Source organism: Longicatena sp., assembly GCF_982403165.1.
Genome location: NZ_CEVYEL010000024.1, coordinates 1 through 22,980, shown reverse-complemented (window position 1 = coordinate 22,980; position 22,980 = coordinate 1). Strand labels below are relative to the sequence as shown.

The 22,980-nt window shown below is 37.8% G+C and carries 24 protein-coding genes and 4 tRNA genes; 21 read left to right on the top strand and 7 right to left on the bottom strand.

Going from position 1 to position 22,980, the window contains the following annotated elements; all coding sequences use genetic code 11:
• Positions 1-15 precede the first annotated feature (15 nt).
• The 8 genes from AC1VS3_RS06970 (at position 16) to bilS (ending at position 6,974) form a co-directional block, all read left to right on the top strand.
• Positions 16-816, top strand: a complete 801-nt coding sequence (locus AC1VS3_RS06970) for a Cof-type HAD-IIB family hydrolase (RefSeq protein WP_117548030.1) — start codon at positions 16-18, stop codon at positions 814-816.
• 2 nt (positions 817-818) lie between these two features.
• Positions 819-1,781 (top strand): type I phosphomannose isomerase catalytic subunit, encoded by a 963-nt coding sequence (locus AC1VS3_RS06965; RefSeq protein WP_008690757.1) that lies wholly within the window; start codon positions 819-821, stop codon positions 1,779-1,781.
• A gap of 57 nt (positions 1,782-1,838) precedes the next feature.
• Complete coding sequence (locus AC1VS3_RS06960) at positions 1,839-2,660, top strand: Cof-type HAD-IIB family hydrolase (protein ID WP_117548031.1); 822 nt, start codon at positions 1,839-1,841, stop codon at positions 2,658-2,660.
• Between the two features lie 398 nt (positions 2,661-3,058).
• Positions 3,059-3,808 carry a DeoR/GlpR family DNA-binding transcription regulator gene (locus tag AC1VS3_RS06955; RefSeq protein ID WP_008979278.1) on the top strand — a complete coding sequence of 250 codons (750 nt, stop codon included), beginning with the start codon at positions 3,059-3,061 and terminating at the stop codon, positions 3,806-3,808.
• Positions 3,805-4,722: a 1-phosphofructokinase gene (gene pfkB, locus AC1VS3_RS06950; RefSeq protein ID WP_117548032.1), complete on the top strand. Its 918-nt coding sequence runs from the start codon at positions 3,805-3,807 to the stop codon at positions 4,720-4,722. Before AC1VS3_RS06955 ends, pfkB begins: the two co-directional genes overlap by 4 nt.
• Complete coding sequence (gene rpiA / locus AC1VS3_RS06945; protein WP_117548033.1) at positions 4,719-5,390, top strand: ribose 5-phosphate isomerase A; 672 nt, start codon at positions 4,719-4,721, stop codon at positions 5,388-5,390. The genes pfkB and rpiA overlap by 4 nt, the downstream gene beginning before the upstream one ends.
• Before the next feature lie 3 nt (positions 5,391-5,393).
• Positions 5,394-6,350: a Gfo/Idh/MocA family protein gene (locus AC1VS3_RS06940; protein WP_117548034.1), complete on the top strand. Its 957-nt coding sequence runs from the start codon at positions 5,394-5,396 to the stop codon at positions 6,348-6,350.
• Positions 6,351-6,467: 117 nt separating this feature from the next.
• Entirely contained in the window at positions 6,468-6,974 is a 507-nt protein-coding gene (gene bilS / locus AC1VS3_RS06935) for a flavodoxin family protein BilS (RefSeq protein ID WP_008690765.1), read from the top strand.
• 202 nt (positions 6,975-7,176) lie between these two features.
• Here bilS and AC1VS3_RS06930 read toward each other — a convergent pair whose 3' ends face one another.
• Positions 7,177-7,941 (bottom strand): DeoR/GlpR family DNA-binding transcription regulator, encoded by a 765-nt coding sequence (locus AC1VS3_RS06930; RefSeq protein WP_008690767.1) that lies wholly within the window; start codon positions 7,939-7,941, stop codon positions 7,177-7,179.
• 189 nt (positions 7,942-8,130) lie between these two features.
• Here AC1VS3_RS06930 and AC1VS3_RS06925 point away from each other — a divergent pair, with 189 nt between their 5' ends.
• The 5 genes from AC1VS3_RS06925 (at position 8,131) to AC1VS3_RS06905 (ending at position 11,701) form a co-directional block, all read left to right on the top strand.
• Positions 8,131-8,550 carry a PaaI family thioesterase gene (locus AC1VS3_RS06925; RefSeq protein WP_117548035.1) on the top strand — a complete coding sequence of 140 codons (420 nt, stop codon included), beginning with the start codon at positions 8,131-8,133 and terminating at the stop codon, positions 8,548-8,550.
• A gap of 115 nt (positions 8,551-8,665) precedes the next feature.
• Positions 8,666-9,169, top strand: a complete 504-nt coding sequence (locus tag AC1VS3_RS06920) for a flavodoxin family protein (RefSeq protein ID WP_117548036.1) — start codon at positions 8,666-8,668, stop codon at positions 9,167-9,169.
• Between the two features lie 62 nt (positions 9,170-9,231).
• Positions 9,232-9,891 (top strand): NAD(P)H-dependent oxidoreductase, encoded by a 660-nt coding sequence (locus AC1VS3_RS06915; protein ID WP_117548037.1) that lies wholly within the window; start codon positions 9,232-9,234, stop codon positions 9,889-9,891.
• Between the two features lie 73 nt (positions 9,892-9,964).
• On the top strand, positions 9,965-10,243 hold the full coding sequence (locus AC1VS3_RS06910; protein WP_117548038.1) for a competence protein TfoX: 279 nt from the start codon (positions 9,965-9,967) through the stop codon (positions 10,241-10,243).
• 249 nt (positions 10,244-10,492) lie between these two features.
• A complete protein-coding gene (locus tag AC1VS3_RS06905) occupies positions 10,493-11,701 on the top strand; it encodes an MFS transporter (protein WP_117548039.1) in 1,209 nt (402 codons plus the stop codon).
• Positions 11,702-12,800: 1,099 nt separating this feature from the next.
• On the opposite strand, the gene AC1VS3_RS06900 is transcribed toward AC1VS3_RS06905, so the two are convergent.
• Together AC1VS3_RS06900 and AC1VS3_RS06895 are read right to left on the bottom strand one after the other, a co-directional pair.
• A tRNA-Leu gene (locus AC1VS3_RS06900) sits at positions 12,801-12,886 on the bottom strand.
• 373 nt (positions 12,887-13,259) lie between these two features.
• Positions 13,260-13,345 (bottom strand) — tRNA-Leu (locus AC1VS3_RS06895).
• A gap of 281 nt (positions 13,346-13,626) precedes the next feature.
• On the opposite strand from AC1VS3_RS06895, the gene AC1VS3_RS06890 reads away from it, so the two are divergent.
• Positions 13,627-14,010, top strand: coding sequence for a hypothetical protein (locus AC1VS3_RS06890; protein ID WP_117548042.1), 384 nt, complete (start codon positions 13,627-13,629; stop codon positions 14,008-14,010).
• 98 nt (positions 14,011-14,108) lie between these two features.
• Positions 14,109-14,258 (top strand): hypothetical protein, encoded by a 150-nt coding sequence (locus AC1VS3_RS06885; protein WP_008690778.1) that lies wholly within the window; start codon positions 14,109-14,111, stop codon positions 14,256-14,258.
• 78 nt (positions 14,259-14,336) lie between these two features.
• Here AC1VS3_RS06885 and AC1VS3_RS06880 read toward each other — a convergent pair whose 3' ends face one another.
• Genes AC1VS3_RS06880 through AC1VS3_RS06870 form a run of 3 tightly spaced genes read right to left on the bottom strand, consistent with a single transcriptional unit; the run spans position 14,337 to position 17,873 of the window.
• Positions 14,337-15,353 carry an aspartate-semialdehyde dehydrogenase gene (locus AC1VS3_RS06880; protein ID WP_117548043.1) on the bottom strand — a complete coding sequence of 339 codons (1,017 nt, stop codon included), beginning with the start codon at positions 15,351-15,353 and terminating at the stop codon, positions 14,337-14,339.
• A 25-nt stretch (positions 15,354-15,378) separates the two neighbouring features.
• Positions 15,379-16,695: an aspartate kinase gene (locus tag AC1VS3_RS06875; protein WP_481275558.1), complete on the bottom strand. Its 1,317-nt coding sequence runs from the start codon at positions 16,693-16,695 to the stop codon at positions 15,379-15,381.
• Positions 16,695-17,873 carry a homoserine dehydrogenase gene (locus AC1VS3_RS06870; protein ID WP_481275557.1) on the bottom strand — a complete coding sequence of 393 codons (1,179 nt, stop codon included), beginning with the start codon at positions 17,871-17,873 and terminating at the stop codon, positions 16,695-16,697. Before AC1VS3_RS06870 ends, AC1VS3_RS06875 begins: the two co-directional genes overlap by 1 nt.
• A gap of 117 nt (positions 17,874-17,990) precedes the next feature.
• Here AC1VS3_RS06870 and thrC point away from each other — a divergent pair, with 117 nt between their 5' ends.
• The 6 genes from thrC (at position 17,991) to AC1VS3_RS06840 (ending at position 22,748) form a co-directional block, all read left to right on the top strand.
• On the top strand, positions 17,991-19,493 hold the full coding sequence (gene thrC / locus AC1VS3_RS06865) for a threonine synthase (protein WP_481275556.1): 1,503 nt from the start codon (positions 17,991-17,993) through the stop codon (positions 19,491-19,493).
• Entirely contained in the window at positions 19,486-20,367 is an 882-nt protein-coding gene (thrB, locus tag AC1VS3_RS06860; protein ID WP_117548046.1) for a homoserine kinase, read from the top strand. The genes thrC and thrB overlap by 8 nt, the downstream gene beginning before the upstream one ends.
• A complete protein-coding gene (locus AC1VS3_RS06855; protein WP_008690788.1) occupies positions 20,367-20,801 on the top strand; it encodes an ACT domain-containing protein in 435 nt (144 codons plus the stop codon). Before thrB ends, AC1VS3_RS06855 begins: the two co-directional genes overlap by 1 nt.
• Before the next feature lie 414 nt (positions 20,802-21,215).
• Entirely contained in the window at positions 21,216-21,950 is a 735-nt protein-coding gene (locus tag AC1VS3_RS06850; protein WP_008690791.1) for a TIGR01906 family membrane protein, read from the top strand.
• Entirely contained in the window at positions 21,940-22,509 is a 570-nt protein-coding gene (locus tag AC1VS3_RS06845) for a Maf family protein (RefSeq protein ID WP_117548047.1), read from the top strand. Before AC1VS3_RS06850 ends, AC1VS3_RS06845 begins: the two co-directional genes overlap by 11 nt.
• Before the next feature lie 165 nt (positions 22,510-22,674).
• Positions 22,675-22,748 (top strand) — tRNA-Thr (locus AC1VS3_RS06840).
• 138 nt (positions 22,749-22,886) lie between these two features.
• On the opposite strand, the gene AC1VS3_RS06835 is transcribed toward AC1VS3_RS06840, so the two are convergent.
• Positions 22,887-22,977: transfer RNA gene (locus tag AC1VS3_RS06835), tRNA-Ser, on the bottom strand.
• Positions 22,978-22,980: the final 3 nt, after the last annotated feature.

The following is a 22,980-nucleotide window of genomic DNA, read 5'->3' as shown; positions in this document are numbered from 1 at the left end:
CCATGGAGGATGAATATGGTAAAAGGTTTGGTATTGTATGATTACGATGGTACGCTGGTAGATGAGCGTGATGCGATTTATGTACCAAGTAATATCACAAAAAAGACGATTTCCCGATTGCAGGATATGGGATATCTGTGTGTATTAGCCACAGGAAGAGCATTGAGTTATATCCCAAGCGGTGCGAAGGATTTGCATCTGGATGGTTATGTCACATGTAATGGGGCATATGTCACGGTGCATGGTAAAGTGATTCATAAAGTTATCTTTGAAGATGAGGAGCTTGCGGCATTGATTGCTTATATGGATGCGCATGGTATTAATTACATACTGGAAAGTAATGATTTCTGTTATGTAAAAGATTTAAAGGATCCAAGTTATCTGCATTTTATGGATAATTTTCAGCTTCCGAAAGACAATTTTGTCCAGTATAAGAGTTTGCAGCAGGTGCATGGATGTATTTCTAAGATAACCTTAGCATTTGGCAATCGTTCATCCTTGCAAAAAAGCGAGCAGTTATTACGTCCGCATTATCAGATGAGCCTACATCGAAATTGTGACACCTTGGATATTGGGAAAAAAGCGGTGCATAAGGGTGTTGGCGCAAAAGCTATCATGGAGCATTATGGAATACCTTATGAGGCAACTTATGCTTTTGGTGATGGTGATAACGATGTGGAACTACTTGCCAGTGTGCGGTATGGCATAGCTATGCGCAAACACGATCCACTGCTGGATGATGTTGCTTATATGGTAACAGGCACAGTCAAAGAAGAAGGTATATTTGAAGCATTAAAGAAATTGGAGGTAATTTAATTATGGCAATGGTACGATTGCTCCCTGCATTTAAGGATTATTTATGGGGAGGCACAAAGTTAAAGGAAAACTACAACAAAAAAAGTGATTTAGACATTGTCGCTGAAAGCTGGGAACTTTCTACGCACAAGGATGGGCAAAGTATTGTCGACAGTGGTGAGGATCAAGGAATGCTGTTTGGCGATTATTTGCAGAAGTTGGGAAAAGAAGCACTTGGTACAAAAGGTGCGGCTTTTGAGAATTTCCCTATTTTAATTAAATTTATTGACGCAAAGGGGAACTTATCCATTCAGGTTCATCCAAATAATGAATACGCAATGCGCGTAGAAAAAGAATATGGGAAAACCGAAATGTGGTATATTCTGGATGCAGAAGAAGGGGCTTCCCTGTATTATGGAACAAATAAAGAAATCACAAAGGAAGAATTCCGTGAACGTATTGAAAATAATACATTACTAGATGTATTAAAGAGTGTCCCTGTACACAAGGGAGATGTATTCTTCATTGAGGCTGGTACCATTCATGCCATCGGTGAAGGTATCGTGATTTGTGAGATTCAGCAAAATTCAAATACGACCTATCGTGTATATGACTTTGGCCGTGTTGGTGCTGATGGAAAACCAAGAGAATTGCATATTGATAAAGCTATTGATGTATCAAATCTGACTCCATTAGAAAGTGATTTTAAGCCTTGTGGTGAAGTTAAGACATATGATGGCTATCAGGTAGCCATGATGGCATCCTGTGATTACTTTACGACTTATATTTATGAGGTAAAAAGTGAATGCAGTGTCAAGGTGGATGAAGAAAGCTTTGCTTCTTTCGTTATCGTTGATGGGGAAGGAACGATTGAAAGTGATGATACGATGCTGAGTATCCGCAAGGGAGACAGCATTTTCGCAACAGCTGGAACAGGCAGTGTAAGAGTAAAAGGAAATTGCCGTTTCATTCTGTCAAGAGTATAAGAGAGAAAGCCTTGCGCAGTTTTGCTCGCGTAAGGTTTTTTTTGAAAGGAGATTTGTATGGGTTATAAATTAATTGTTATGGATATGGATGGCACTTTGACAAACAGTAAGAAGGAAATATCTGAGGAAACCAGAACAGCTTTGATAGAAGCACAAAAACTTGGAGCTAGCATCGTGTTAGCCAGTGGGCGACCAACACCAGGTTTATATCGAGAGGCCAAGATTCTAGAAATGGATCGTTTCAAAGGGTATTTGTTAAGCTATAATGGTGCGCATGTCTGTGATTATCCCAATCAGCAGGTTATCTATAACAAGACCATAGATAAAAAGTATATTCTTCCAATTATCAATAATGCTAAAGCATTGAATCTGGGTATTATGGTGAATAAAGGTGAATATGTAGTTGTCGATGATCCGCATACTTATCAATTGGAATATGAGGCACATGCGACGAATATGAAAACAATGGTGGTAGATGATCTACGGACATTTGTTGATTTTGAGCCAAATAAATTTTTAATCAGTGCACCCCCTGAATATCTGAAGATGCAGTTTGAGGATTTTAAGCTGCCCTTTGGCGATCGCCTGAGTATTTATACATCTGCTCCTTTCTATATTGAAGTGGTATCGAATGGAATTGATAAAGGAAAGGCCCTGGCAGGAATTGCAGAACGTTTAGGAATTCAAAGAGAAGAAATCATCGCTTTTGGGGATGAGATGAATGATCTTACAATGCTGCAGTATGCCGGACATGGAGTAGCCATGGGGAATGCTGTAAAACCAATTAAATTGATTGCAAATGAAATTACGGCTAGTAATGATGAGGATGGAATTGCCAAGTCTTTGTACAAAGCTTTTCCTGAAATCAAACATCGTTAAGAATGAAAAAAAGCACGATTAGCGAAATCGTGTTTTTTTGTGGAATATGATTTTCTTTTCAATATGTGTAAGAAAAGAAGATTATCATCTGCTATGCAATGCGATAAACGAAGAGTGTACAATGGATAGAACTGATAAAGTAATCAACAAGAAAAGGAGTTTGGGAAAGTGCTATGTAAAGTGATACATAAGAATAGAGCATATCCAAAATGCTTTTAAAAGCGAGAAAACAGTGTGTACTACATAGGAACATCATAAAACAACATTCTTGCAGAAGGAAGCAACATATGCTTGGAATTGACGGATATCGCACGAATTCATGATTAATTTTGATTGATATAGATTGACATTGACTGAAATAGGCGATAAACTGTAGTTACTTAGGAGGTAATTAGGATATGTTAGCAGAAGAGCGATTTGCGGCAATACTACAGTTGCTACAGGAAAAGAAGACGGTAACAGTGAATGAACTGACGAAAACTTTGCATATATCAGAATCAACGATACGAAGAGATCTGGTGTCGTTGCATAAGATGAAAAAATTACGTAAGGTCCATGGAGGAGCAACCTTATTACAAAAGGAGTATGCACCGATAGAGAACGATGTCACACAGCGTTCCCAAGAACATATAGAGGAAAAAAGACGACTGGCACAATATGCCGCTACCTTAATAGAACCTCATGATTTTATTTATTTGGATGCTGGCAGTACGATCTTACATATGGCAGAATTTATTGAAGAAAAAGATGCTGTCTATGTGACGAATAGTTTGTATCTAAGTGAACGTCTGGCAATCAAGGGGATGAAGGTTTTTATCTTAGCTGGGGAAATAAAAGCAAAGACCATGGCCGTTGTTGGTTTGGGTGCTGTCAGTGCCTTACAAAAATATAATTTTACAAAAGCGTTTTTAGGTACAAATGGCATTACCATTGAGAATGGTTTTACGACGCCGGATATGGAAGAATCTTATGTAAAATGTGAAGCGATGAAGCATGCTCAAAAATGCTATGTTTTAGCCGATGCATCAAAATTTAATCTTTGCACGGCAATGAGCACTGCCGATATCAGTGATGCAATCATCATCACTAGTAAAGGAATTCCTGATGAATATAAGGAAGAAACAGAAATTATCGAGGTGGCAATATGATCTACACCGTTACTTTAAATCCATCAATTGATTATGTCATCACACTGGATGCCTTATGTAAGGGAGCAATCAACCGCACCAAGGAAGAAGATATTATTTATGGAGGGAAAGGAATTAACGTGTCGATGATGCTTGCACATTTAGGTATACCCTCCACTGCTTTAGGATTTTTCGCTGGTTTTACGGGAGAGGCGTTAAAAAAAGGTATTGAGCAGCAAGGAATCAGGACAGATTTTATTCCTATAGAAGATGGTTTTACCCGCATCAATGTCAAAATTCATGCGCAGGAGGAAAGTGAAATCAATGGACAGGGGCCTCTTATTACCTCGGCCCATTTGCATCAGCTATATGCAAAGCTGGAACTCTTACAGCCAAATGATATCTTAGTATTATCAGGGAATTTACCAAAACAAGTGCCAGCAAATATTTATGCAGTGTTGATGGAGAAACTTCATGATAAGCAAATTGATGTAGTTGTGGATGCTTTTGGTGAACCACTACGTCAGGCATTACCACAGCATCCATTCTTAATTAAGCCCAATCATCATGAATTACAAGAGCTGTTTCAGTTAGCGGACTTACAAGAACAAGACCTTGTCACATGTGCACGGCAATTACAAATGGAAGGAGCTAGAAATGTTATCATATCCATGGCAGATAAGGGGGCTATGTTGGTAAGTGAAACAAATGAAGTGTATCGTATAGCGAGTCCAAAGGGAAAAGTTGTCAATTCGGTAGGTGCTGGGGATTCCATGGTTGCAGGTTTTTTGTATGGTTGGTTAAAGGAAAAAACGTATGAAAAAGCTTTGCGTTGGGGTGTTGCTTGTGGTAGTGCCAGTGCTTTTTGTAAAGGTATTGCCCAAAGAGCATTTGTGATGGAACAATATCAAAAAATGGAGGATGACTTGTTATGAATAGTAAAGAAAGAACTGCGTTTGCGGCATTAACCTTTATTAAGGATGGAATGCTCATTGGTTTAGGTGGGGGAACAACGATTGGGGCATTGGCAAAATTTATCATAGAAAAACAATTGGCGGTAAAGGTTGTAACACCATCTTTTGAAACAGAAAAGCTTTGTGTTCGTTTAGGATTGCCACTGCTGCCGCTGCGTATGGTATCACATGTGGATGTCGCATTTGACGGTTGTGATGAAATTGACCGCCATTTGCATGCGTTAAAGTCTGGTGGAGGCATTCATACAAGGGAAAAGCTGATTGCGCATATGGCAGATGAGTATATCCTTATGGCAACGGAAGACAAATTGAGTGATACCTTACGTTTTACATGTCCGATCGTTTTAGAGTTGTTAGAAGATAGCTATGCCTATGTGAAGCGCAGGGTTGAAGAATTAAAGGGAAGTTTTCATCCTCGAACAAGTGATGGAAAATTCGGGCTGCTAATGAGTGATCATGGTAATGTATTAGCAGATGTGCGCTTTCCTAACGTACAAGACAGTGTGCAATTGAACCAAGAGCTAAAGAAAATTGCCGGTGTGATTGATACAAGTCTGTTAACAGAAGAAGTAACGAAAGCATTGATTGGCAATGAGGATGGTTTTCTTTTGTTGGAGAAGGAGGTTTAAGTGATGAATTGGGGTATTTTAGGACAGGGTGTCATCGCTCATCAAATGGCACAGGCATTATTACAGGAACATGGGACTATCTATGCGGTTGCAGGACGTCATCCGAAAAAGGTAGAAGCGTTCGCAAAGCAATACACAATCGCGCATGCTTATACGATTGATGAAGTAATGCAAGATGAACATGTGGATATCGTCTATATTGCTACACCACATTCCAATCATTTTGAATATATCATGCAGGCACTTCAACATCATAAGCATGTCTTATGTGAAAAAGCTATTACAGTAAATGCACAACAACTTGAAGAGGCTATGGCTTGCGCAAAGAAACACCAGCTGATTCTGATGGAAGCGATGACTATTTTTCATATGCCGATCATGAAGAAAGCGAAAGAACGCATTGAGAGTGGAAAACTTGGAAAATTAAAAATGTTGCAGATAAATTTTGGCAGCTGTAAAGAATATGATATTACCAATCGATTCTTTGCGAAAGAGTTGGCAGGTGGAGCCTTATTGGATATCGGAACCTATGCAATAAGCCTTGCCCGTTATTTTCTGCATGCACAGCCGCATATCATTAAAACAGATATGCTTCCTTTTGAAACCGGAGTAGATGAGATGAGCGGTATCATCTTACGCAATAAAGAAGATGAAATGGCGACCATTACCTTAACAATGCGCGCAAAGCTTCCTAAACGCGCTGTTATAGCGGGTGAACTTGGTTACTTGGAGTTATGTGAATACCCTAGAGGAGATAAAGCGACGTGGAAAATGACACAAGATGGTCATGAAGAAATAATGAAGGATGGAGAAAGTGCATTGGCATTGTGTTATGAGATTCGTGATATGGAAGAGGCCGTAAGAACTGGGCAAAACGAAACTTTGCAGTTGAGCTATGATGTGACAAAGCTTTTATGGGAAGTAAGAAAACAATGGGGCATGATATATCCATTTGAATAACTACTGCATGAGCATGCTATGTAAGAAATCGTGGTGATGCGTATCATAAAGAAAATGATGTTTCCAATCCTGTAAAAAGTGTTACAATATTCATATAGGAAAAAGGAGATGGCGGTAATGAAGTACGCTGTTGTGTATTGTAGTCACACAGGAAATACAAAACGTGTGGCAGAGGCGATTGCGCAGGTTATTCCGGCAGAGGATATGCTTTATTTCGGAATTCCGGATATGGATGCGACAAAAGATGCGGATGTTATTTTTGCCGGATTCTGGACGGATAAAGGCAGCTGCCCAAGCGCATTGTTAGATTATTTTTCATCCTTGCATAATAAACAAATCGTGTTATTCGGTACATGTGGCTTTGGCGGCAGTGCAGAATACTATGATATGATCTTACAGCGAGTCAGTGCATTTATTGAAGATGATTGTACTTATGTGGATGGTTTTATGTGTCAGGGAAAAATGCCGATGGAATTAAGAGAACGCTATGAGCGAGCAAAAGAAGATCCAAAGAAAATAGAACGGATTCTCGATAATTTTGATATGGCACTATCACATCCAGATGAAAATGATCTGCGCCAGGCCAAAGCTTTTACACAAATAATTTTACGATCCATTGCATAAACGAAAACACAGGAAACCTTAAGGAGAGCTGTTTAGAAAGCATATCCATACAACAGGTTGCCTGTGTTTTTTAATTCAACTTAGGGAAAACAAACAAAAGGTATTGGCAAAGACTTTGAATCTTCTTAGAAAATAAAAGTAAGCTAGCTTTTAGGATTATTCTTTATTTGTATGTGGTGATCATTCAACTGGTTTTAGAAAATCATTCTTTGCATACATGAAAATTATCCGGCAATTGCTCAACGGTGGTTGGCGCATTCATGAAAATTGTATCAAAGTCAGTTGTGTGTGCCCAGGTGGCTAAGGCTTGTACCTGCAGCTTGCTGGCATCGGCCAATATATGTGCTTTGCGACAGCGTTTTAATACAGCAGCTTTCACAGCACTGATATCTAAATCAACAGCCATGACTTCTTCACTTTCTAAATCAATACCGCTTGCTGAGAAAAAAGCCTGATCGAAATGAAATCGATTAATATCTTCAATGGCTACAAAACCGACGCTCATATCATAATCGGGAATATAATGACCGCCGATCAGAAACAATTCCCCTTTAAAACGTTTCGGCAATTTTCTTACCAAATAAGTACTGGCTGTTACCAATTTGATGTTTTTATCTTTCAGATAGGGCAGCATGGCAACTGGGGTTGTACCGGAATCAAGGTAAATACATTCACCATTCTTCACGATCTCAGCCGCTGCTTTTCCAATCAATTCTTTTTCAGCTAAGTGAATGTTTTCTTTGTTCATTACCGGTAAATCGGTACTGCTGCTTAAAGTCTGTGGTAATTCTTTACGAATCGCTCCACCGCGTTCACGCTGAATCAATCCCTGTCGCTCTAGCTCCATTAAATCACGGGTGATCGTAGATTTACTGGCGTTTAAAAATTCCATCAATTCACTAATGGTGACAAAAGATTGTTCTTCAATTACTTCCATAATGCGAAATAAACGTTCTTTGCTGAGCATAAGATCCCTGCTTTCTTTTCTTTATCATACGACACAAAGGAAGTTTTCGTCAATGGATGTCTTCAAAAGAAATCAAATTGATTCATTTTATTGGTGAATATGTGCGTATCAAGAGCTTCTAACGTTTTGCATCCCTTTTATAATTCCTTGTTATCATGCTATACTATAGCTGAGATAGGAGGTTTTCTTATGGCATCAATGGAAGACTTGAAGAAACGTTTAAACTCCTCCAGCCAGTTTTTACAAAGCAACGATATGCATGTTGTTGAAGTAAAAGAAGGCTATGCTAAGGTGGAGATGATTATAGATGAACAGATTTTGAATGTTCATGGCTTTGTTCATGGCGGAGCATTGTATTCCTTAGCTGACACAGCTGCTGGAGCAGCTAGCTTTGCGACAGGGCGCGATAGTGTTACGCTTTCGGGTACCATCAATTATATAAAACCGGGAAAAGGTGGTAAGCTAATCGGCATCGCACAGGAAATATCTGCTGGTAGAACGACAGGTGTATATGAAGTGTTTATTTTTAACGATCAAGAACTCTTATTATCACGTGCAACATTTACGATGTTTTTCTTAGATGGGGAGCGCTATCGTAAGCAAAAATAAGGAAGTGTTGTTCCTATTCTTGAAAGGCTGATGCGCTTTTATACTAACAGATGGAAAAGAATACTAACAATTAAGGATACAAACAGATGAAATGAAAATGATAAGGGGAAATGATATGAAGGTAATACTGCATGATTTAGCACAAGCGGAATGGAGCACGCTTGCTCTTCCTGTAGATAATAATACAAGAATCATCGATCATACCAAGGTCATCCATCCATGCGTGGGCTGCTTTGGTTGCTGGACGAAAACACCGGGGCAGTGTGTTATACAAGATGAATATCAAAAAATAGGTGCTCTTTTTGGTAACACAGACGAGTTGATGATTATTAGCCGATGTTCGTTTGGCAGCTATAGTTCTTTTATAAAAAATGTTATAGATCGCTCTATCGCATATTTTCTTCCTTTTTTCGAGATACGCCAAGGAGAAATGCACCATAAAGTAAGATATCATAATACGATACAATTCCGTGTGTTTTTTTATGGAGAAGATCTATCTGAAAATGAAAAGAAAACCGCTAAACAATTGGTAGAAGCAAATGTGCAAAATTTTAACGGCATATTAAAACAAGTTTGTTTTGTAGATAGTTATGAGAAGCTTAAAGAGCTAGTGATATAAGAAGTAACTAATTTTTATATTCATCATTTTCGCATCAATATGCATTTAAAAAGTCGTAGGGAATGAGAAAGGTATGGGAAAAAGATATGATTCTATTACTGAATGGTAGCTTACGCAAAAGCAAGAGTAATTCAAATCATTTTTTAAATTTATTAAAAACGCAACTAAAAGATTCATATGAAAGCGTACAACTTCATCAACTAAAAGATCTAAATGTTATGAAAGATCTGCTTCAAAAAGCGGATGCCTGTGTGATAGGTATACCGGTATATGTAGATGGTGTTCCTGCCCAAGTCATGGAGTTTATGGAACAGATGTATCTTCAATATCAAGGACAGTTTGCACAATTACCCGTTTATGTAATAACCAATCTTGGTTTTTATGAAAGTGAACAAGGTAATGTTTTGCTGGAAATTGTAAAGAATTGGTGCAGCAAGATGGGATTTTTCTATGGAGGAGGACTTGCCATAGGAGCCGGTGAAATGCTTGGCACTTTAAAAAAGGTTCCTCTTAATCAAGGCCCCAATCAACAATTAGGAAAAGGAATCCAACAGTTTGCTGAAGCTATTTCTGATAAGCGATGCATTGAGGATATTTATGTGGAACAAAGCTACTTTCCAAGAAGATTATATATCTTGGCGGCGCATCGAAATTGGTATAAAATGAGCAAACAAAATGGCTTGCAAAGAAAAGCATTATACCAAAGACCGGCAGTGAAATAAGCATACCGTACCATATAAGAATGAGAGGTGAAAGCCATCTAGTAAAAGCTTTTTACAATATGTTTTAGAACAATTGTCTGCGCTAGAGGATATCACATATCGCGCAATGATGAAGGAATACATCATCTATTACCGTGGAAAGATCGTAGGCGGTATTTATGATGATCGATTACTTGTAAAACCGATAAAATCAGCAGTGAAGTATTTGCCGACAGCTACCTATAAACTGCCATATGCAGGGGCGAAAGCAATGCTATTGGTAAATGAAATTGATGATAAAGCTTTTTTAATGGGCCTTTTTGAGGCAATGTATGAGGAGTTGCCAGAGGTAAAAAGGAAAACGAAAAAATAGTAATTTATTTGCACTTCATATTTATAAGATAGCGGATCATCGTGATGGTGAATCGCTTTTTTAATGAAACGCTACATTCTTACTTTATAGTAATAAGTGTCTTTGTACATCAGCAGTATGGCCTTTACAAAGATTTCCTTATCATAAGAATGTTTTAGGATTGCATGTTGTAGGAAAAGTAGTGTATCATAATGCTGTTATTTAGATAGAAAGCAACAGTTAAGCAATAACTACAGATGAGGTAACAATATGCAAATCAGACAAACATTTCAAAAGTATCATTTTGTCGTTTTCTTTATACTGGTTGCAATGGAAAGCATGGCTGCGAATTTTGCCCATCCCATCACACCGACATTGATTCAACAATTACAGCTGCCGGATTATTCTTTTGGTTTATTGTATGCCGGCATGGCATTTACGAATTTCTTGTTTTCGCCATTATGGGCAAATCAGGTACATCATTTAGGCAGTAAGCGTGTATTGGGCATATGTTGCGTGGGCTATGGCGCAGGACAAATGCTGTTTGCTCTTAGTAAAACACTTCCTTTGATCATGGTTGCACGTTTATTATCCGGCTTCTTTGTTGGTGGTATCATGGTGAGCTTTTTGACTTATATCATTGCCCATGCCACACTTGAACAAAGAGGTCGCTATCTTGCTTTATCTGCCACCATCACAACAGTTTTTGCAGCTTTTGGTTATTTGATAGGCGGTATCATGGGTGTTTATTCCTTGTTTGCGACTTTTGTTATGCAAAGTCTGACCTTGGTGGCTGCCGGAGTTCTTTTTGCTTTGTTTTTAAAAGCTGATCCCGATAAAGCAAAAACGCATACTATTTCTTTTAAGGATATCAATCCTTTCCAAGCCTTTCTGGATGCACGCCACTTTTTAAACGTGGCCATGGTGCTATTGTTTTTTGTTGTCTTTCTAACATCTTGTGCAACCACGGCATATGATCAAAATTTCAACTATTTCATTAAAGATCAGTTCGGTTTCCCATCTTCCTACAATGGCGCATTAAAAGCAGTTGTTGGTTTTGTATCTTTATTCGCAAATACGACGATCTGTATGTGGATCATAAAACGCGGAAATGTAAAAAAAGCCCTGCGCTATGTTTTAGCAGGAACCGGCATCTTACTTGTGATGATGACCTTTACCACGCACATGGTTCCATTCATGGTTGTTAATCTGCTTTTCTTTGCGTTTAATGCCATCTATATTCCACTATTACAGGATGTATGTGCTGGGGAAGGTAATACGGAAAACAGTCATCAGGTCATGGGCTTTTACAATGCGATGAAAAGTCTTGGCATGATTGCCGGAGCTTTGTTTGCAGGATTTATTTATGGTGCAGGAGCTCGCTTATCCTTTCTTTTTGCAGGTTTTTTCTTTCTCATCAGTACCTTGATTTTTCATATCTATAAGGCTATTGCGAATAAAGCTACTGCAAAAGCATAGCAAGTATGCTGTTTATCATCTTGACATATAAAGGCACGCATTAGACAGCATTTTCTTCTTGAAGCAATTGTTCATAGGCTTCTGGCTTGTGCATGAACAAGGTGAAAAGCTGTTCGATTTTTGCTAATCCCAGTGTAGTGCCTATGGAATGACAGGTTATCGTGCAGATATCTTGATAAGTGAAAGCTGATAGCTGAAGGGAAGGAAAACGACGTAACATGGTTAAAATTACTATTACCCTTTACAAACCGTATTCTTAGATAAACTAGTTTCTTGAATACATTTTTGGGTTTTCTCTCTGGATTATCGATTCGCCATTGTTTTACATAGGTAGTCACAAAAATCAAAAATGTAATACTTGAAAAGATAAAAATTGACCAAGTATTTGCTTGGTCAATCTAACCTGATTCACTTATTAGAATTAGAAAATAGTAAATTTAATACCCATAGTTTACAAAATAAATATAATCAAAATAGCATATACAATACAAGTAAAATAAGCAAGATATAGAAGGGGATGTTTAATAATTGATTTTTCTCTTGCTATATTGATTAAGTTAGAAAAAACTATCAAAAATAAACAAAATTGAAAATAATTTATTTGTAAATTTATATCAAATTTTAATAAAATTGCTATAATTGCTACAATGAGACTTGCAAAACTTGAATATCTTAATATTGCTGAAAATAAATTTTTCTCATAATTTTTTTTATTTATAAAAGTTAGTTTGACGAACCACAGTATAATAACTAGTAAATCTATTGATATCAGTAACTGTTCCTCCTGATCCATAGACAAGTCATTATACTAAAAACGTTTATAACCAATCTTTTAATTTTTATCCTCCTTTTTTATTCTATAATTTAAAATTATAATAAAGTTCCCATGTTTCCCCCTCTTTCTAACATTTACAGTATACAAAAGAATATTAAAAAATATAAGACTCATTTATTTGCTATATTTATGGTATGATATGAAAGTAAGCACTAAACATAACTCAGTTTTTACTTTAAAAAAATTTCACCATTTACATGAGATAATTCATGTAAGGAAAAGAGTATAAAAAAAGCGCTGATATAGAGCGCTTCACTCACGATATGGTGCAGGAGAAGAGATTTGAACTCTCACGCGATTGCTCGCACTGCCGCCTGAAGACAGCGTGTCTGCCGTTCCACCACTCCTGCTTAATTGAGTGCTTATATATAATAAACTATTTTAAAACATTTGTCTAGTAGAAAATGAAAAAATTATATCCGTAAAACAGTTTCTTTACAGTATATAACGGCGCGAAAAAACGTAACGAAATTTAGCTATTTCGATTGCGCAATTGTGCATAAATAAAGGCTATATAGCAGATGATATTTGATGAATTCATGAATCACACAGGATGTAGGAAAAGCCTTTGATAAGTGTCGAATGCTCTTACATAAAGCTATGTTATAAGGATGTTTTGGCATCACCGAAAAAGAAAGTAAGTAGAAAAAAAGTCCTTTTGAAAGGACTTGCTCTTTCATAAGATATTTAAGGTAACCCTAAAACATCTTTTTTGCTTTTCATTGGTGCAGCCGATGAGACTTGAACTCACACGAGCATACGCCCACTACCCCCTCAAGATAGCGTGTCTGCCATTCCACCACGGCTGCTCATTTATGCTTTATAATAATACTATATTTTTTTTGATTTATCCATAGTTTTTTTAATTTTCTTATGATGCATTCCATCTTATAAAAAAACTATTCATAATGAAAAGAAGATAAAACGGTTTTACGCATTGCTTGTTGCAGTGCAAAGCTTGCGACGATAACGAACAAGATATGTGAAAAGCCTTACATCATAAAATTCGTCTAGAAATCACATGATGCACACACTCATCACATATTTATAGTAGATAATAGAATCCGAATAAAAGAAAGGTTGAATGTTAATGTCAAAAAATAAGATTAAAATCTCGAAAGCTAGTATCGTTTTTTATGTAGCATCTGTTGTATTTCTGGGAATTGCCGCATTTTATTTCTATATTACGTATGAATCGGTTGTTACCTACAGTCAAAGTGCCAGCTTAGAAATCAAAGATATGCTAAATGCTTATTTCAGCAATTGTGCCCCTTTCTTCGCATATGCTTTTGGTTGCTATGGTATCGGTTTTATTATCTCAAAAATTGGAAATCTAAATCAAATACTTGCATTATGCTTGGATGATGCTATCGCAGAAACACAGGATCAGGATGTTGTTCCTACACAAACTGAAGAAACTATGCAGGATGTTGAATGTGATGCAAATCGCGAAATTGCTACCGAAGAAGCCTAATTTCTAACGGTGCGTACTCTTCATAAAATCTTCATATAAAATTAATATTATAATCAAGAAAAAGGAGTATCCTAACAGTATGAATGGAGGGATACCGGATGAAAGAAGTTATCGAAACGTTTTTGCAAGGAAAATTAACAGCATTCTTTTGTATATTGCTGGCACTGCCATTTCTTATTATGATGGTATCCTTATCACGACGCTTTCAGCCCATGCTGATTGAAAAGGATTCCTACAAAAACGAATAGTAAAAAACCTGTATGATCGTGGTATGGCAGAATGACATCTGTGCATATTTATGAAATACAGGTTTTTTCATGTCTTAATTATTTTTCCATCTGTGCAATTACCAACTCGGCAATTTGCACAGCATTCGTTGCCGCTCCTTTTCTTACTTGATCGCCGCAGCACCAAAAACTTAATGCGTTGGTATGGTTGCTCATATCTTCACGGATACGGCCGACGTATACCAAATCCTGATCGGTGGTATCTAATGGCATAGGATATTTTTGATGTTTGGGATCATCAACTAATTTTACACCTGGAGCAGTTTGTAACAAGGCTCTGGCTTTTTCAACGCTGATTTTTTTATCGAATTCAACCATGATTGATTCGGAATGAGAACGATATACCGGAACCCGAACACATGTACAGTTCACACAAAGATCAGGATTGTTCATGATCTTTCTTCCTTCATTTTGCATTTTCATTTCTTCACTGGAATATCCCGCTTCATTAAAGCCACCTATCTGAGGAATCAGATTATAGGCAATCTGATATTGGAAAGTAGAAACTTCTACTTCTTTCTCATGGGCGATTGCGCCAACTTGCTGATTCAGTTCTCGAATACCGTTTACGCCGGCTCCGGAAACCGCCTGATACGTTGATACGACCATGCGTTTTGCCTTTGCGTAGCGATGCAGTGGTGCTAAAGCTACCAAAGCAATGATCGTTGCGCAGTTTGGATTGGCGATGATGCCGTTATGTGAAGCAACGGCTTCTGGATTTACTTCTGGTATCACCAATGGTACATTGGGGTCTAAACGATAGGCCGAGCTGTTATCCACAACAACGGCGCCAGCTTCTACAGCTTTCGGTAAAAAGCGCTTAGCAATATCATTCTCCGCAGCACCTAACACGATATCCATCCCTTGAAAGCTTGACTCGGTTGTTTCCTCAATGCGATACTCTTTCCCATTGATTTCCATTTTTTTACCGGCACTGCGCTTGCTGGCTAATAAATGTAATTCATTGATGGGAAAGTTTCGTTCCATTAAGATTTTGATCATTTCCTGACCAACGGCACCTGTAGCACCTAAAATAGCCACATTATATGTTCTCATATACAATCCTTCCTTTCTTTCTATCCTATTCAATAACAAAGGAATTGTAGATAGCCGAAATGGTTTTCTCAAAGTCCTTATCTTCTACACCAACGACAATGTTGATTTCATCACTGCCCTGCGCAATCATACGAATGTTGATATTATGCTTACCTAATACGGCAAACAAACGTCCGGAAATACCGGGACGATACATCATCTGACGACCAACAGTCGCGATCAAGGCGATGTGGTCAATGACTTTCACATTATCCGGATTGCAGGCTCTTTTGATATCGCCTACAATATCGTAGATGACATCCTTGACATCATCGCTATTAACAACGATACTAAAGGAATCAATGCCACTTGGAATATGTTCAATGGAAATGCGGTAATTTTCAAATACTTCTAATGCACGTCGAATGATGCCGACTTCATCGGACATATGATTTTTATAAATAGCCACCACCGTGAAGTTTTTCTTGCCGGCGATACCGGTGATGATCTGATCAGAATCTTTTTCTTTGATTTCCTCGACGATGATCGTTCCGCCTTCTTCCGGATGATTTGTATTTAAGATATTGATAGGTATATTTTTTTCTTTGACTGGAAAGATGGCTTCTTCATGTAGGACACTGGCACCCATGTAAGACAATTCACGCAATTCGCTATAAGTAATCGTATGAATACGTTTTGGGTGTGTCACGATGCGTGGGTCAGCCATCAAAATGCCGGATACATCTGTCCAATTTTCATACATATCGGCATTTAATAGGCGTGCTAATATAGATCCTGTAATATCACTTCCTCCACGTGCCATTGTTTTTACTGTACCATCTGGCAAAGCACCATAAAACCCTGGAATGACAAAGCAGTCATGGGATTTTAGAAAATTATCCAAACGATAGTTTGTGGCATCAAAATCAATCTTGCCATCATAGCGGAAGGTGATGATATCTTTGGCATCAACAAAAGGGAAACCTAAATATTCCGCCATTAATTTTGCGGTCAGATATTCACCACGGCTTACCAGATAATCCGTAGACATCGATTTGCTTAGCTCACTTTGTAACTTAGCCAAATCCTCTTCGATAGGGTAATGTAGTCCTAAATCGGTTTTAATAGAAATAAAGCGTTCTTTAATCAAATCGAATAAGGATAGATAATCTACACTATATTTCAGATGAGCTTCTATCAGATATAATAAATCTGTTACTTTGTTGTCTTTTTTATGCTCTTTGCCACTTGCGCTGACGACAACAAAACGTCTCGCTTCATCACTTTCAATAATATGCTTAACCTTTGCAAACTGTGCGGCATTAGCGACAGATGACCCTCCAAATTTAGCAATCTTTAACATTATAATTCCTCCCTATGATCATGGATGCTTGCCATAAAGGCTGTAGCATCGTGTTTTAAGATTTCTTTCATCAGTTCATGCATATGGGCAACCTCGACATTTTTTACATGTAGATATTTATCAAAGGTACTGCTGTCATAAGATAAATGATGTAACATCGGACGTAAGGATTTATCACAGCGTACAATATAATCACGGTTACACAATGTCGTATCATACTGCATTTCTTTTTGGAAATGCAAGACGCGATGGGCTTTGCCTTCCAGGATATCAAGGATATCTTGTACTACAGCATTGGCCGTTGCCAGTTTTCCGGCCCCTTGTCCAAAAAACTTTAAATCACCAATCGTATCACCATGCAAGGTAATCAGATTGTAATTATCCATCGTATTTGCTTCCAACTGATTTTCTCTAAATAAAATAGGCTCTACGACACAGCTGTAGGTGTTTCCTTGGCGTTTGGTTTTGGCTATCAGACGAACGGCCATACCTAAGGATTTAAAATACTGCACATCTTCTTTGGTGATGTTGCGGATCCCAAATACCGGAAAGTTATCAGGGACATGATAATCATAGGCAATGGATGCAGAAATACGCAGTTTATTGCAAATATCAAAGCCATCGATATCCGCGCTGGGATCAGCTTCGGCATATCCTAAATGTTGTGCTTCCTTTAATACTTCATCAAAGGTTGCCTGATAACGCTGCATATGATCTAGAATGAAGTTGCTGGTTCCATTAAAAATACCGTGAATGCGATTGACCTGATCAATACGTAAAGCTTTTTCCAGACCTTGAATCCATGGAATACCACCTCCGGTGCTGGCTTCATAATAGAAGTTTACATCATTCTCACTGGCACATTCATGAAATTCTTTTACATAGGCTGCGACAACCGCTTTGTTTGCCGTGACAACATGTTTTCCGGCCTGTAATGCCTGTAGGATATAAGTATGGGCAGGCTCTAAACCTCCCATGGTTTCTACGACAACATCCAAAGCAGGATCGTTGAGTATGGTTTCAATATCATCACACATATAAGGAAGCGTTTTAGGTTTTCCTTTTCGTATCAAAATATGTGTTACATGCAAAGCTTTCGTTTCTGGTGTTGTGGCATGCTCAATAATTTCATAAACACCACTGCCGATCGTTCCAAAACCAAGTATTGCTATATTCATGGAAATCCTCCTTTTTAAAATTTTTTGTCTTTTTAATAAAAACACTTGTTTTTATATTGCGAACATTGTATCATAGTAAAATAAGAATTGCAAGATGAAAAAAGGAGAATTAAAGATATGGAAAAAAGGATGCAGAAAATATATACAAGTACTCGTAATAAAGATATAAAGCGGACACCGAAAGAAGCTATCTTAGCTGGTATGGCGGATGATGGCGGTCTATATGTATACGATGGATTGGATGAAGTAAAGCTGCCTATCCGCGATATGATGGAAATGTCTTATGCGCAAATGGCAGAAACTATTCTGTCTGCATTACTTCCGGATTTCACGGGAGAGGAAGTGAAAAAATGTGTACAGGATGCCTATGCCAATCGTTTTGATAACGATGATATTACCCCTCTTCATATTGCCAAAGATGTACCTGTTTTGGAATTGTTCCATGGACCTACCTGTGCTTTTAAAGATGTGGGATTGCGTATGTTGCCACAATTAATGTCAACTGCTATTCAAAGCTGTAAAGGCAAAGATGTGATGATTTTAACAGCAACCAGTGGTGATACGGGAAAAGCTGCTTTGGAAGGCTTTAAAGATGTTGAGCATATTGGTATCACAGTGTTCTATCCGGATCATGGTGTCAGCAATATGCAGAAATTACAAATGGTGACAACAAGTGGACAAAATACAAAAGTTTGTGCTATTCAGGGAAACTTTGATGATGCGCAATCGAATGTAAAAAAGATTTTCCAAGATCAAGAGATGAAAGAGCGTCTGAATGAGATGAATACGACATTATCTAGCGCAAACTCAATTAATATCGGCCGTTTGATACCGCAGATTGTTTATTATGTATTTGCTTATAAGGAAATGGTACGCAAAGGTAAGATTCGTTTCGGCGAAGAGATTAATTTCTGTGTACCAACCGGTAATTATGGCAATGTTTTAGCCGGCTATTATGCAAAATGTATGGGACTTCCCGTAAAACGTTTCCTGGTTGCCAGCAATGCCAACCATGTGCTGTATGATTTTTTAACCACGGGTATTTATGATCGTAACCGTTCTTTCTTTAAAACCATATCACCAAGTATGGATATTTTAATTTCCAGTAACCTGGAACGTTTGTTGTATTATAAGAGCGGAAAAGATGCAGACTATATTCATGAACTGATGAAGTCTTTGGAAGAAAAAGGTTCTTATCAGGTACGCAGTGATATATTTAAAGATATTCAAAAAGATTTTTATGGTGGCTTTTGTGATGATGAAACATGTGCTGCGATCATGAAAGAGTTTTATGAGGAAAAGGGATATGTATTAGATCCTCATACAGCCGTTGGTTATAAGGTGATGAAGGACTATCAAAAAAATGATGCGACACCTTGTGTCTTATTGGCAACGGCCAGTCCGTATAAATTTGCTCCGGCAGTGGAAAACGCTATTTTCCAACAGAGCAATGAGGATGAATTTGCTTGTATGGAAGAATTACAGCGAAAAAGCGGTGCCCGTATTCCGGATTCTTTATTGTTGCTGCAAGGGGCAAAAATTCGTCATGAGGATGTAATTGATAAAGAGGATATGCGTGATTACGTAGAAAAAACAGTAAAGGAGATGTTCCATGATTAAGGTAATTGTGCCGGCAACCAGTGCTAACTTAGGTGTAGGATATGATTGTTTGGGTTTGGCATTAGATGAATATGCAACTGTTTATTTTGAAGAAATCGCTACAGGATTAGAAATCATAGGCTGTGAAGAAGCTTATTGTAATGAAGATAACTTAATTTACCAAGCCTTTTTAAAGGGGATGCAGTATTTACAGAAAAATTGTACAGGATTGCGCATTACCATGGATACCAACATTCCTTATACAAGAGGATTAGGCAGCAGTGCCACCTGCATCGTTGCCGGATTGGCTGGGGCAAATGCACTAGTAGGAAGTCCTCTTAATAAATATGAGTTATTTGATTTGGCAACACAGATGGAAGGGCACCCGGATAATATTGCACCTGCTATCTTTGGAGGTCTTTGTGTCAGCTTTATGGAAGAAGGAAAGCCGAATATGATTCGCTATGGCATCAAGAAAGATCTGTTGTTTGTCACATTGATTCCTGATTATGAAGTCAATACCAAGGCAGCACGAGAAGTCTTACCAAATCAGATGAGCTATGCGGATGCTACATATCAGATGGGGCGTTGTGCGGCTTTAGCAAAGGCGATGGAAATCGGTAACCCGCTGATCTTGCGGAAAGCATGTACAGATAAGATGCAGGAACCATATCGCAAGCATCTGATTCCACAATATGAGGATGTAAAAAAACTATGCCAACAACAAGATATGATTACAATGTTCATCAGTGGCAGTGGATCTACGATGATTGCGTTGACACAGGAAGAAACAGATGCGAAGAAACTCATAGAACAAATACAGATGCTATATCCTACATGGGATTGTCGTTTGTTGCATGCGACCTATGATGGCGTACAATGTGAGGTGATATAATGGAAAAATATTATATAGTAGATAGTGCGATTTTACCGGATGTGCTAGATAAAGTTATAGAGGCCCGCAGCCTTTTACAAAACGGGGAAGTCAAGCAGGTCAGTGAAGCTGTGAAACGTGTCGGTATCAGTAGAGGCACCTATTATAAATACAAGGATTATGTATTCCTTCCGGATAAAGGAATGAGTGCTCGTAAGGCAGTCATCTCTTTGATGTTGCATCATGATAAAGGTATTCTTTCCGAGGTGCTGAATGTGATGTCAAAAACCAATGCTAATATCTTGACCATTAACCAAAACATTCCGATTCATGGCTGGGCAAGTGTGGTTATTTCCTTTGATATCAGTGAAATGAATTCTGGTATTGATGATTTAATGCAGTTGTTAAATGAATGCCGCGGTGTTTCTAATCTGCACTTACTGGCTGTGGAATAAAGTATTCGCTATCGTATGAAGATAGAACGATGTTGATGGGTTAGAATTATGTTTATAATCTTTATAGGATCTCTTTGCTATCCTTCCTATGGTGATTGCATGGTGTGATAGAAGAGATCTTTTTTTATTCGTATGGAGGATACCTTTTGGTAAGAAAACTTATTTTTAAAAAGATCAAAATGCTTTTTCTTTAAAGAAGTCTTTATATTCATAATATGGATTTTGCACAAAGGTTAACCTTTGATATAAACGAGAAATAAAAATATTTACTATCAATGAAAAGAACTTATCGTTATATAACATGTAGCAGTAAATGTTATATCATTCTTACTGAAGTGAGGAATTACAAGTTTGCTTTTTCATTAAAATATGGTACGATATAATATAGCTAAAATTAAAAAAAGAGGGTTGTTTATGAACGTGGTACTTAATAAATTAAATACAATTGCCTCCTATGCAGCAGCAATTTCATTGGTCATCATTTTACTGGTAACCAGTGTCAGTATCAATTGTTTTGATTCTGATTTCTATAAGAGTGAATATAAAACATTGCAAACAGCACAGGATTTAGGCATGACGCAAAAGGACTTGAATCTTGCGACAAATACATTATTAGATTATTTGCAGGATAAGCGTGATAATATCAATGTCGAAATTACCGTGCAGGGTAGTAAGGTAGAGGCCTTTAACAGCAAAGAGGCTGCACATATGGTGGATGTTAGAAGTCTGTATCATTTTGCCCAAATCTTGCGAAACATGGCTTTTGTGATTTTGGTGGTAAGCTGCATTTATCTGCTTGTGCGATTAAAGAAAGGTGCATGGACAGTGTTAAGTATTAATTATATGAAAGCAGCGATTCTATTTGCAATCTTTTTTATCATGCTGGCAGGTTGGGCATATGTTGACTTTGATGCTTTCTGGACAGCATTTCATCATGTGGCATTCCGTAATGATTTATGGCTATTAAATCCTAGTACAGATCTGATGATCAATTTATTTCCGGCAGCCTTCTTCAGTAAGTTGGTATTCCGTATCGTCATGATGTTTGCAATAGGCTTTATAGGCTGTTTTGTGGGGGCTTATATCTATTTGCGTTATCAGTTGAAACATTATCAAGCGGAAACACAGGAGCTTTCTCATGATGCGTAAACAACTGATTTTGGCAAGTGCTTCTCCCAGACGTAAGGAACTCATGCAAGATAGCGGTCTGCCATTTCAAATCATTCCTTCAAAGAAGGAAGAAATTGTACCTCTTCATCTTCCTGCTGCACAGGCAATCGAGCAATTGGCATTACAAAAAGCCAGTGATATCTTTACGCAACATCCAGATGCAGTTGTCATTGGCTGTGATACGATGGTCATATGGGAAGAGGAAAGATTAGGGAAACCAAAGGATCAAGCAGATGCTTTACGGATGTTAAAAATGCTTAGTAATCAGACACATGAAGTTATAACAGGCGTAGCCTTGTTAAGTAAAACGCATACGATTCTTTTCCATGAAACAACGAAGGTAACATTTTATGATCTAGAGGAGGAGTTGCTTACTGCTTATGTTGCAAGCGATGAACCTTATGATAAAGCAGGAGCTTATGGCATTCAGGGAATGGGAAAGCTGTTGGTAAAAAGCATTGAAGGTGATTATTTTAATGTGGTAGGTTTACCGATTTCCAGAGTATATCGTGAACTTCTACCATTGCTTCATGAGTAGGATGTAAAATAAGCAATAGGAATATCTTATACATAGCATAGATGATTTGAGAAATGTAAAGAAACAATCTTGTAATTTTAGAAAATGAAAAAAATGTGCTTTACCTGTTGAAAATTCTGACGATGCCTATTATAATATAATAGCTTTGAGATAAAGCACATAGTTGCCGACATAGTATAGTGGTAATACAGAGCAATGGTAATGCTCAGCGCGCAGTTCAATTCTGCGTGTCGGCACCAGGTAACAATGCAAACTGTAACATATCTGATTTCTTGGAATGTTACAGTTTTTTTATGTAGAATGAGTAAATGATCAGAACCTAATGAGGCATAGGTAAGAATAAGAAAAAAAACGTCTTGCGACGTTGTTTATTTCAATGGCGGAGTAGGAGAGATTTGAACTCTCGCGCCAGTTTCCCGACCTATACCCTTAGCAGGGGCACCTCTTCAGCCTCTTGAGTACTACTCCAGT

Coding starts and splice junctions, on each gene's coding strand:
- AC1VS3_RS06970 (WP_117548030.1), top strand. CDS start 16: ATGGTAAAAGGTTTGGTATTGTATGATTACGATGGTACGCTGGTAGAT.
- AC1VS3_RS06965 (WP_008690757.1), top strand. CDS start 819: ATGGCAATGGTACGATTGCTCCCTGCATTTAAGGATTATTTATGGGGA.
- AC1VS3_RS06960 (WP_117548031.1), top strand. CDS start 1,839: ATGGGTTATAAATTAATTGTTATGGATATGGATGGCACTTTGACAAAC.
- AC1VS3_RS06955 (WP_008979278.1), top strand. CDS start 3,059: ATGTTAGCAGAAGAGCGATTTGCGGCAATACTACAGTTGCTACAGGAA.
- pfkB (WP_117548032.1), top strand. CDS start 3,805: ATGATCTACACCGTTACTTTAAATCCATCAATTGATTATGTCATCACA.
- rpiA (WP_117548033.1), top strand. CDS start 4,719: ATGAATAGTAAAGAAAGAACTGCGTTTGCGGCATTAACCTTTATTAAG.
- AC1VS3_RS06940 (WP_117548034.1), top strand. CDS start 5,394: ATGAATTGGGGTATTTTAGGACAGGGTGTCATCGCTCATCAAATGGCA.
- bilS (WP_008690765.1), top strand. CDS start 6,468: ATGAAGTACGCTGTTGTGTATTGTAGTCACACAGGAAATACAAAACGT.
- AC1VS3_RS06930 (WP_008690767.1), bottom strand. CDS start 7,941: ATGCTCAGCAAAGAACGTTTATTTCGCATTATGGAAGTAATTGAAGAA.
- AC1VS3_RS06925 (WP_117548035.1), top strand. CDS start 8,131: ATGGCATCAATGGAAGACTTGAAGAAACGTTTAAACTCCTCCAGCCAG.
- AC1VS3_RS06920 (WP_117548036.1), top strand. CDS start 8,666: ATGAAGGTAATACTGCATGATTTAGCACAAGCGGAATGGAGCACGCTT.
- AC1VS3_RS06915 (WP_117548037.1), top strand. CDS start 9,232: ATGAGAAAGGTATGGGAAAAAGATATGATTCTATTACTGAATGGTAGC.
- AC1VS3_RS06905 (WP_117548039.1), top strand. CDS start 10,493: ATGCAAATCAGACAAACATTTCAAAAGTATCATTTTGTCGTTTTCTTT.
- AC1VS3_RS06890 (WP_117548042.1), top strand. CDS start 13,627: ATGTCAAAAAATAAGATTAAAATCTCGAAAGCTAGTATCGTTTTTTAT.
- AC1VS3_RS06885 (WP_008690778.1), top strand. CDS start 14,109: ATGAAAGAAGTTATCGAAACGTTTTTGCAAGGAAAATTAACAGCATTC.
- AC1VS3_RS06880 (WP_117548043.1), bottom strand. CDS start 15,353: ATGAGAACATATAATGTGGCTATTTTAGGTGCTACAGGTGCCGTTGGT.
- AC1VS3_RS06875 (WP_481275558.1), bottom strand. CDS start 16,695: ATGTTAAAGATTGCTAAATTTGGAGGGTCATCTGTCGCTAATGCCGCA.
- AC1VS3_RS06870 (WP_481275557.1), bottom strand. CDS start 17,873: ATGAATATAGCAATACTTGGTTTTGGAACGATCGGCAGTGGTGTTTAT.
- thrC (WP_481275556.1), top strand. CDS start 17,991: ATGGAAAAAAGGATGCAGAAAATATATACAAGTACTCGTAATAAAGAT.
- thrB (WP_117548046.1), top strand. CDS start 19,486: ATGATTAAGGTAATTGTGCCGGCAACCAGTGCTAACTTAGGTGTAGGA.
- AC1VS3_RS06855 (WP_008690788.1), top strand. CDS start 20,367: ATGGAAAAATATTATATAGTAGATAGTGCGATTTTACCGGATGTGCTA.
- AC1VS3_RS06850 (WP_008690791.1), top strand. CDS start 21,216: ATGAACGTGGTACTTAATAAATTAAATACAATTGCCTCCTATGCAGCA.
- AC1VS3_RS06845 (WP_117548047.1), top strand. CDS start 21,940: ATGATGCGTAAACAACTGATTTTGGCAAGTGCTTCTCCCAGACGTAAG.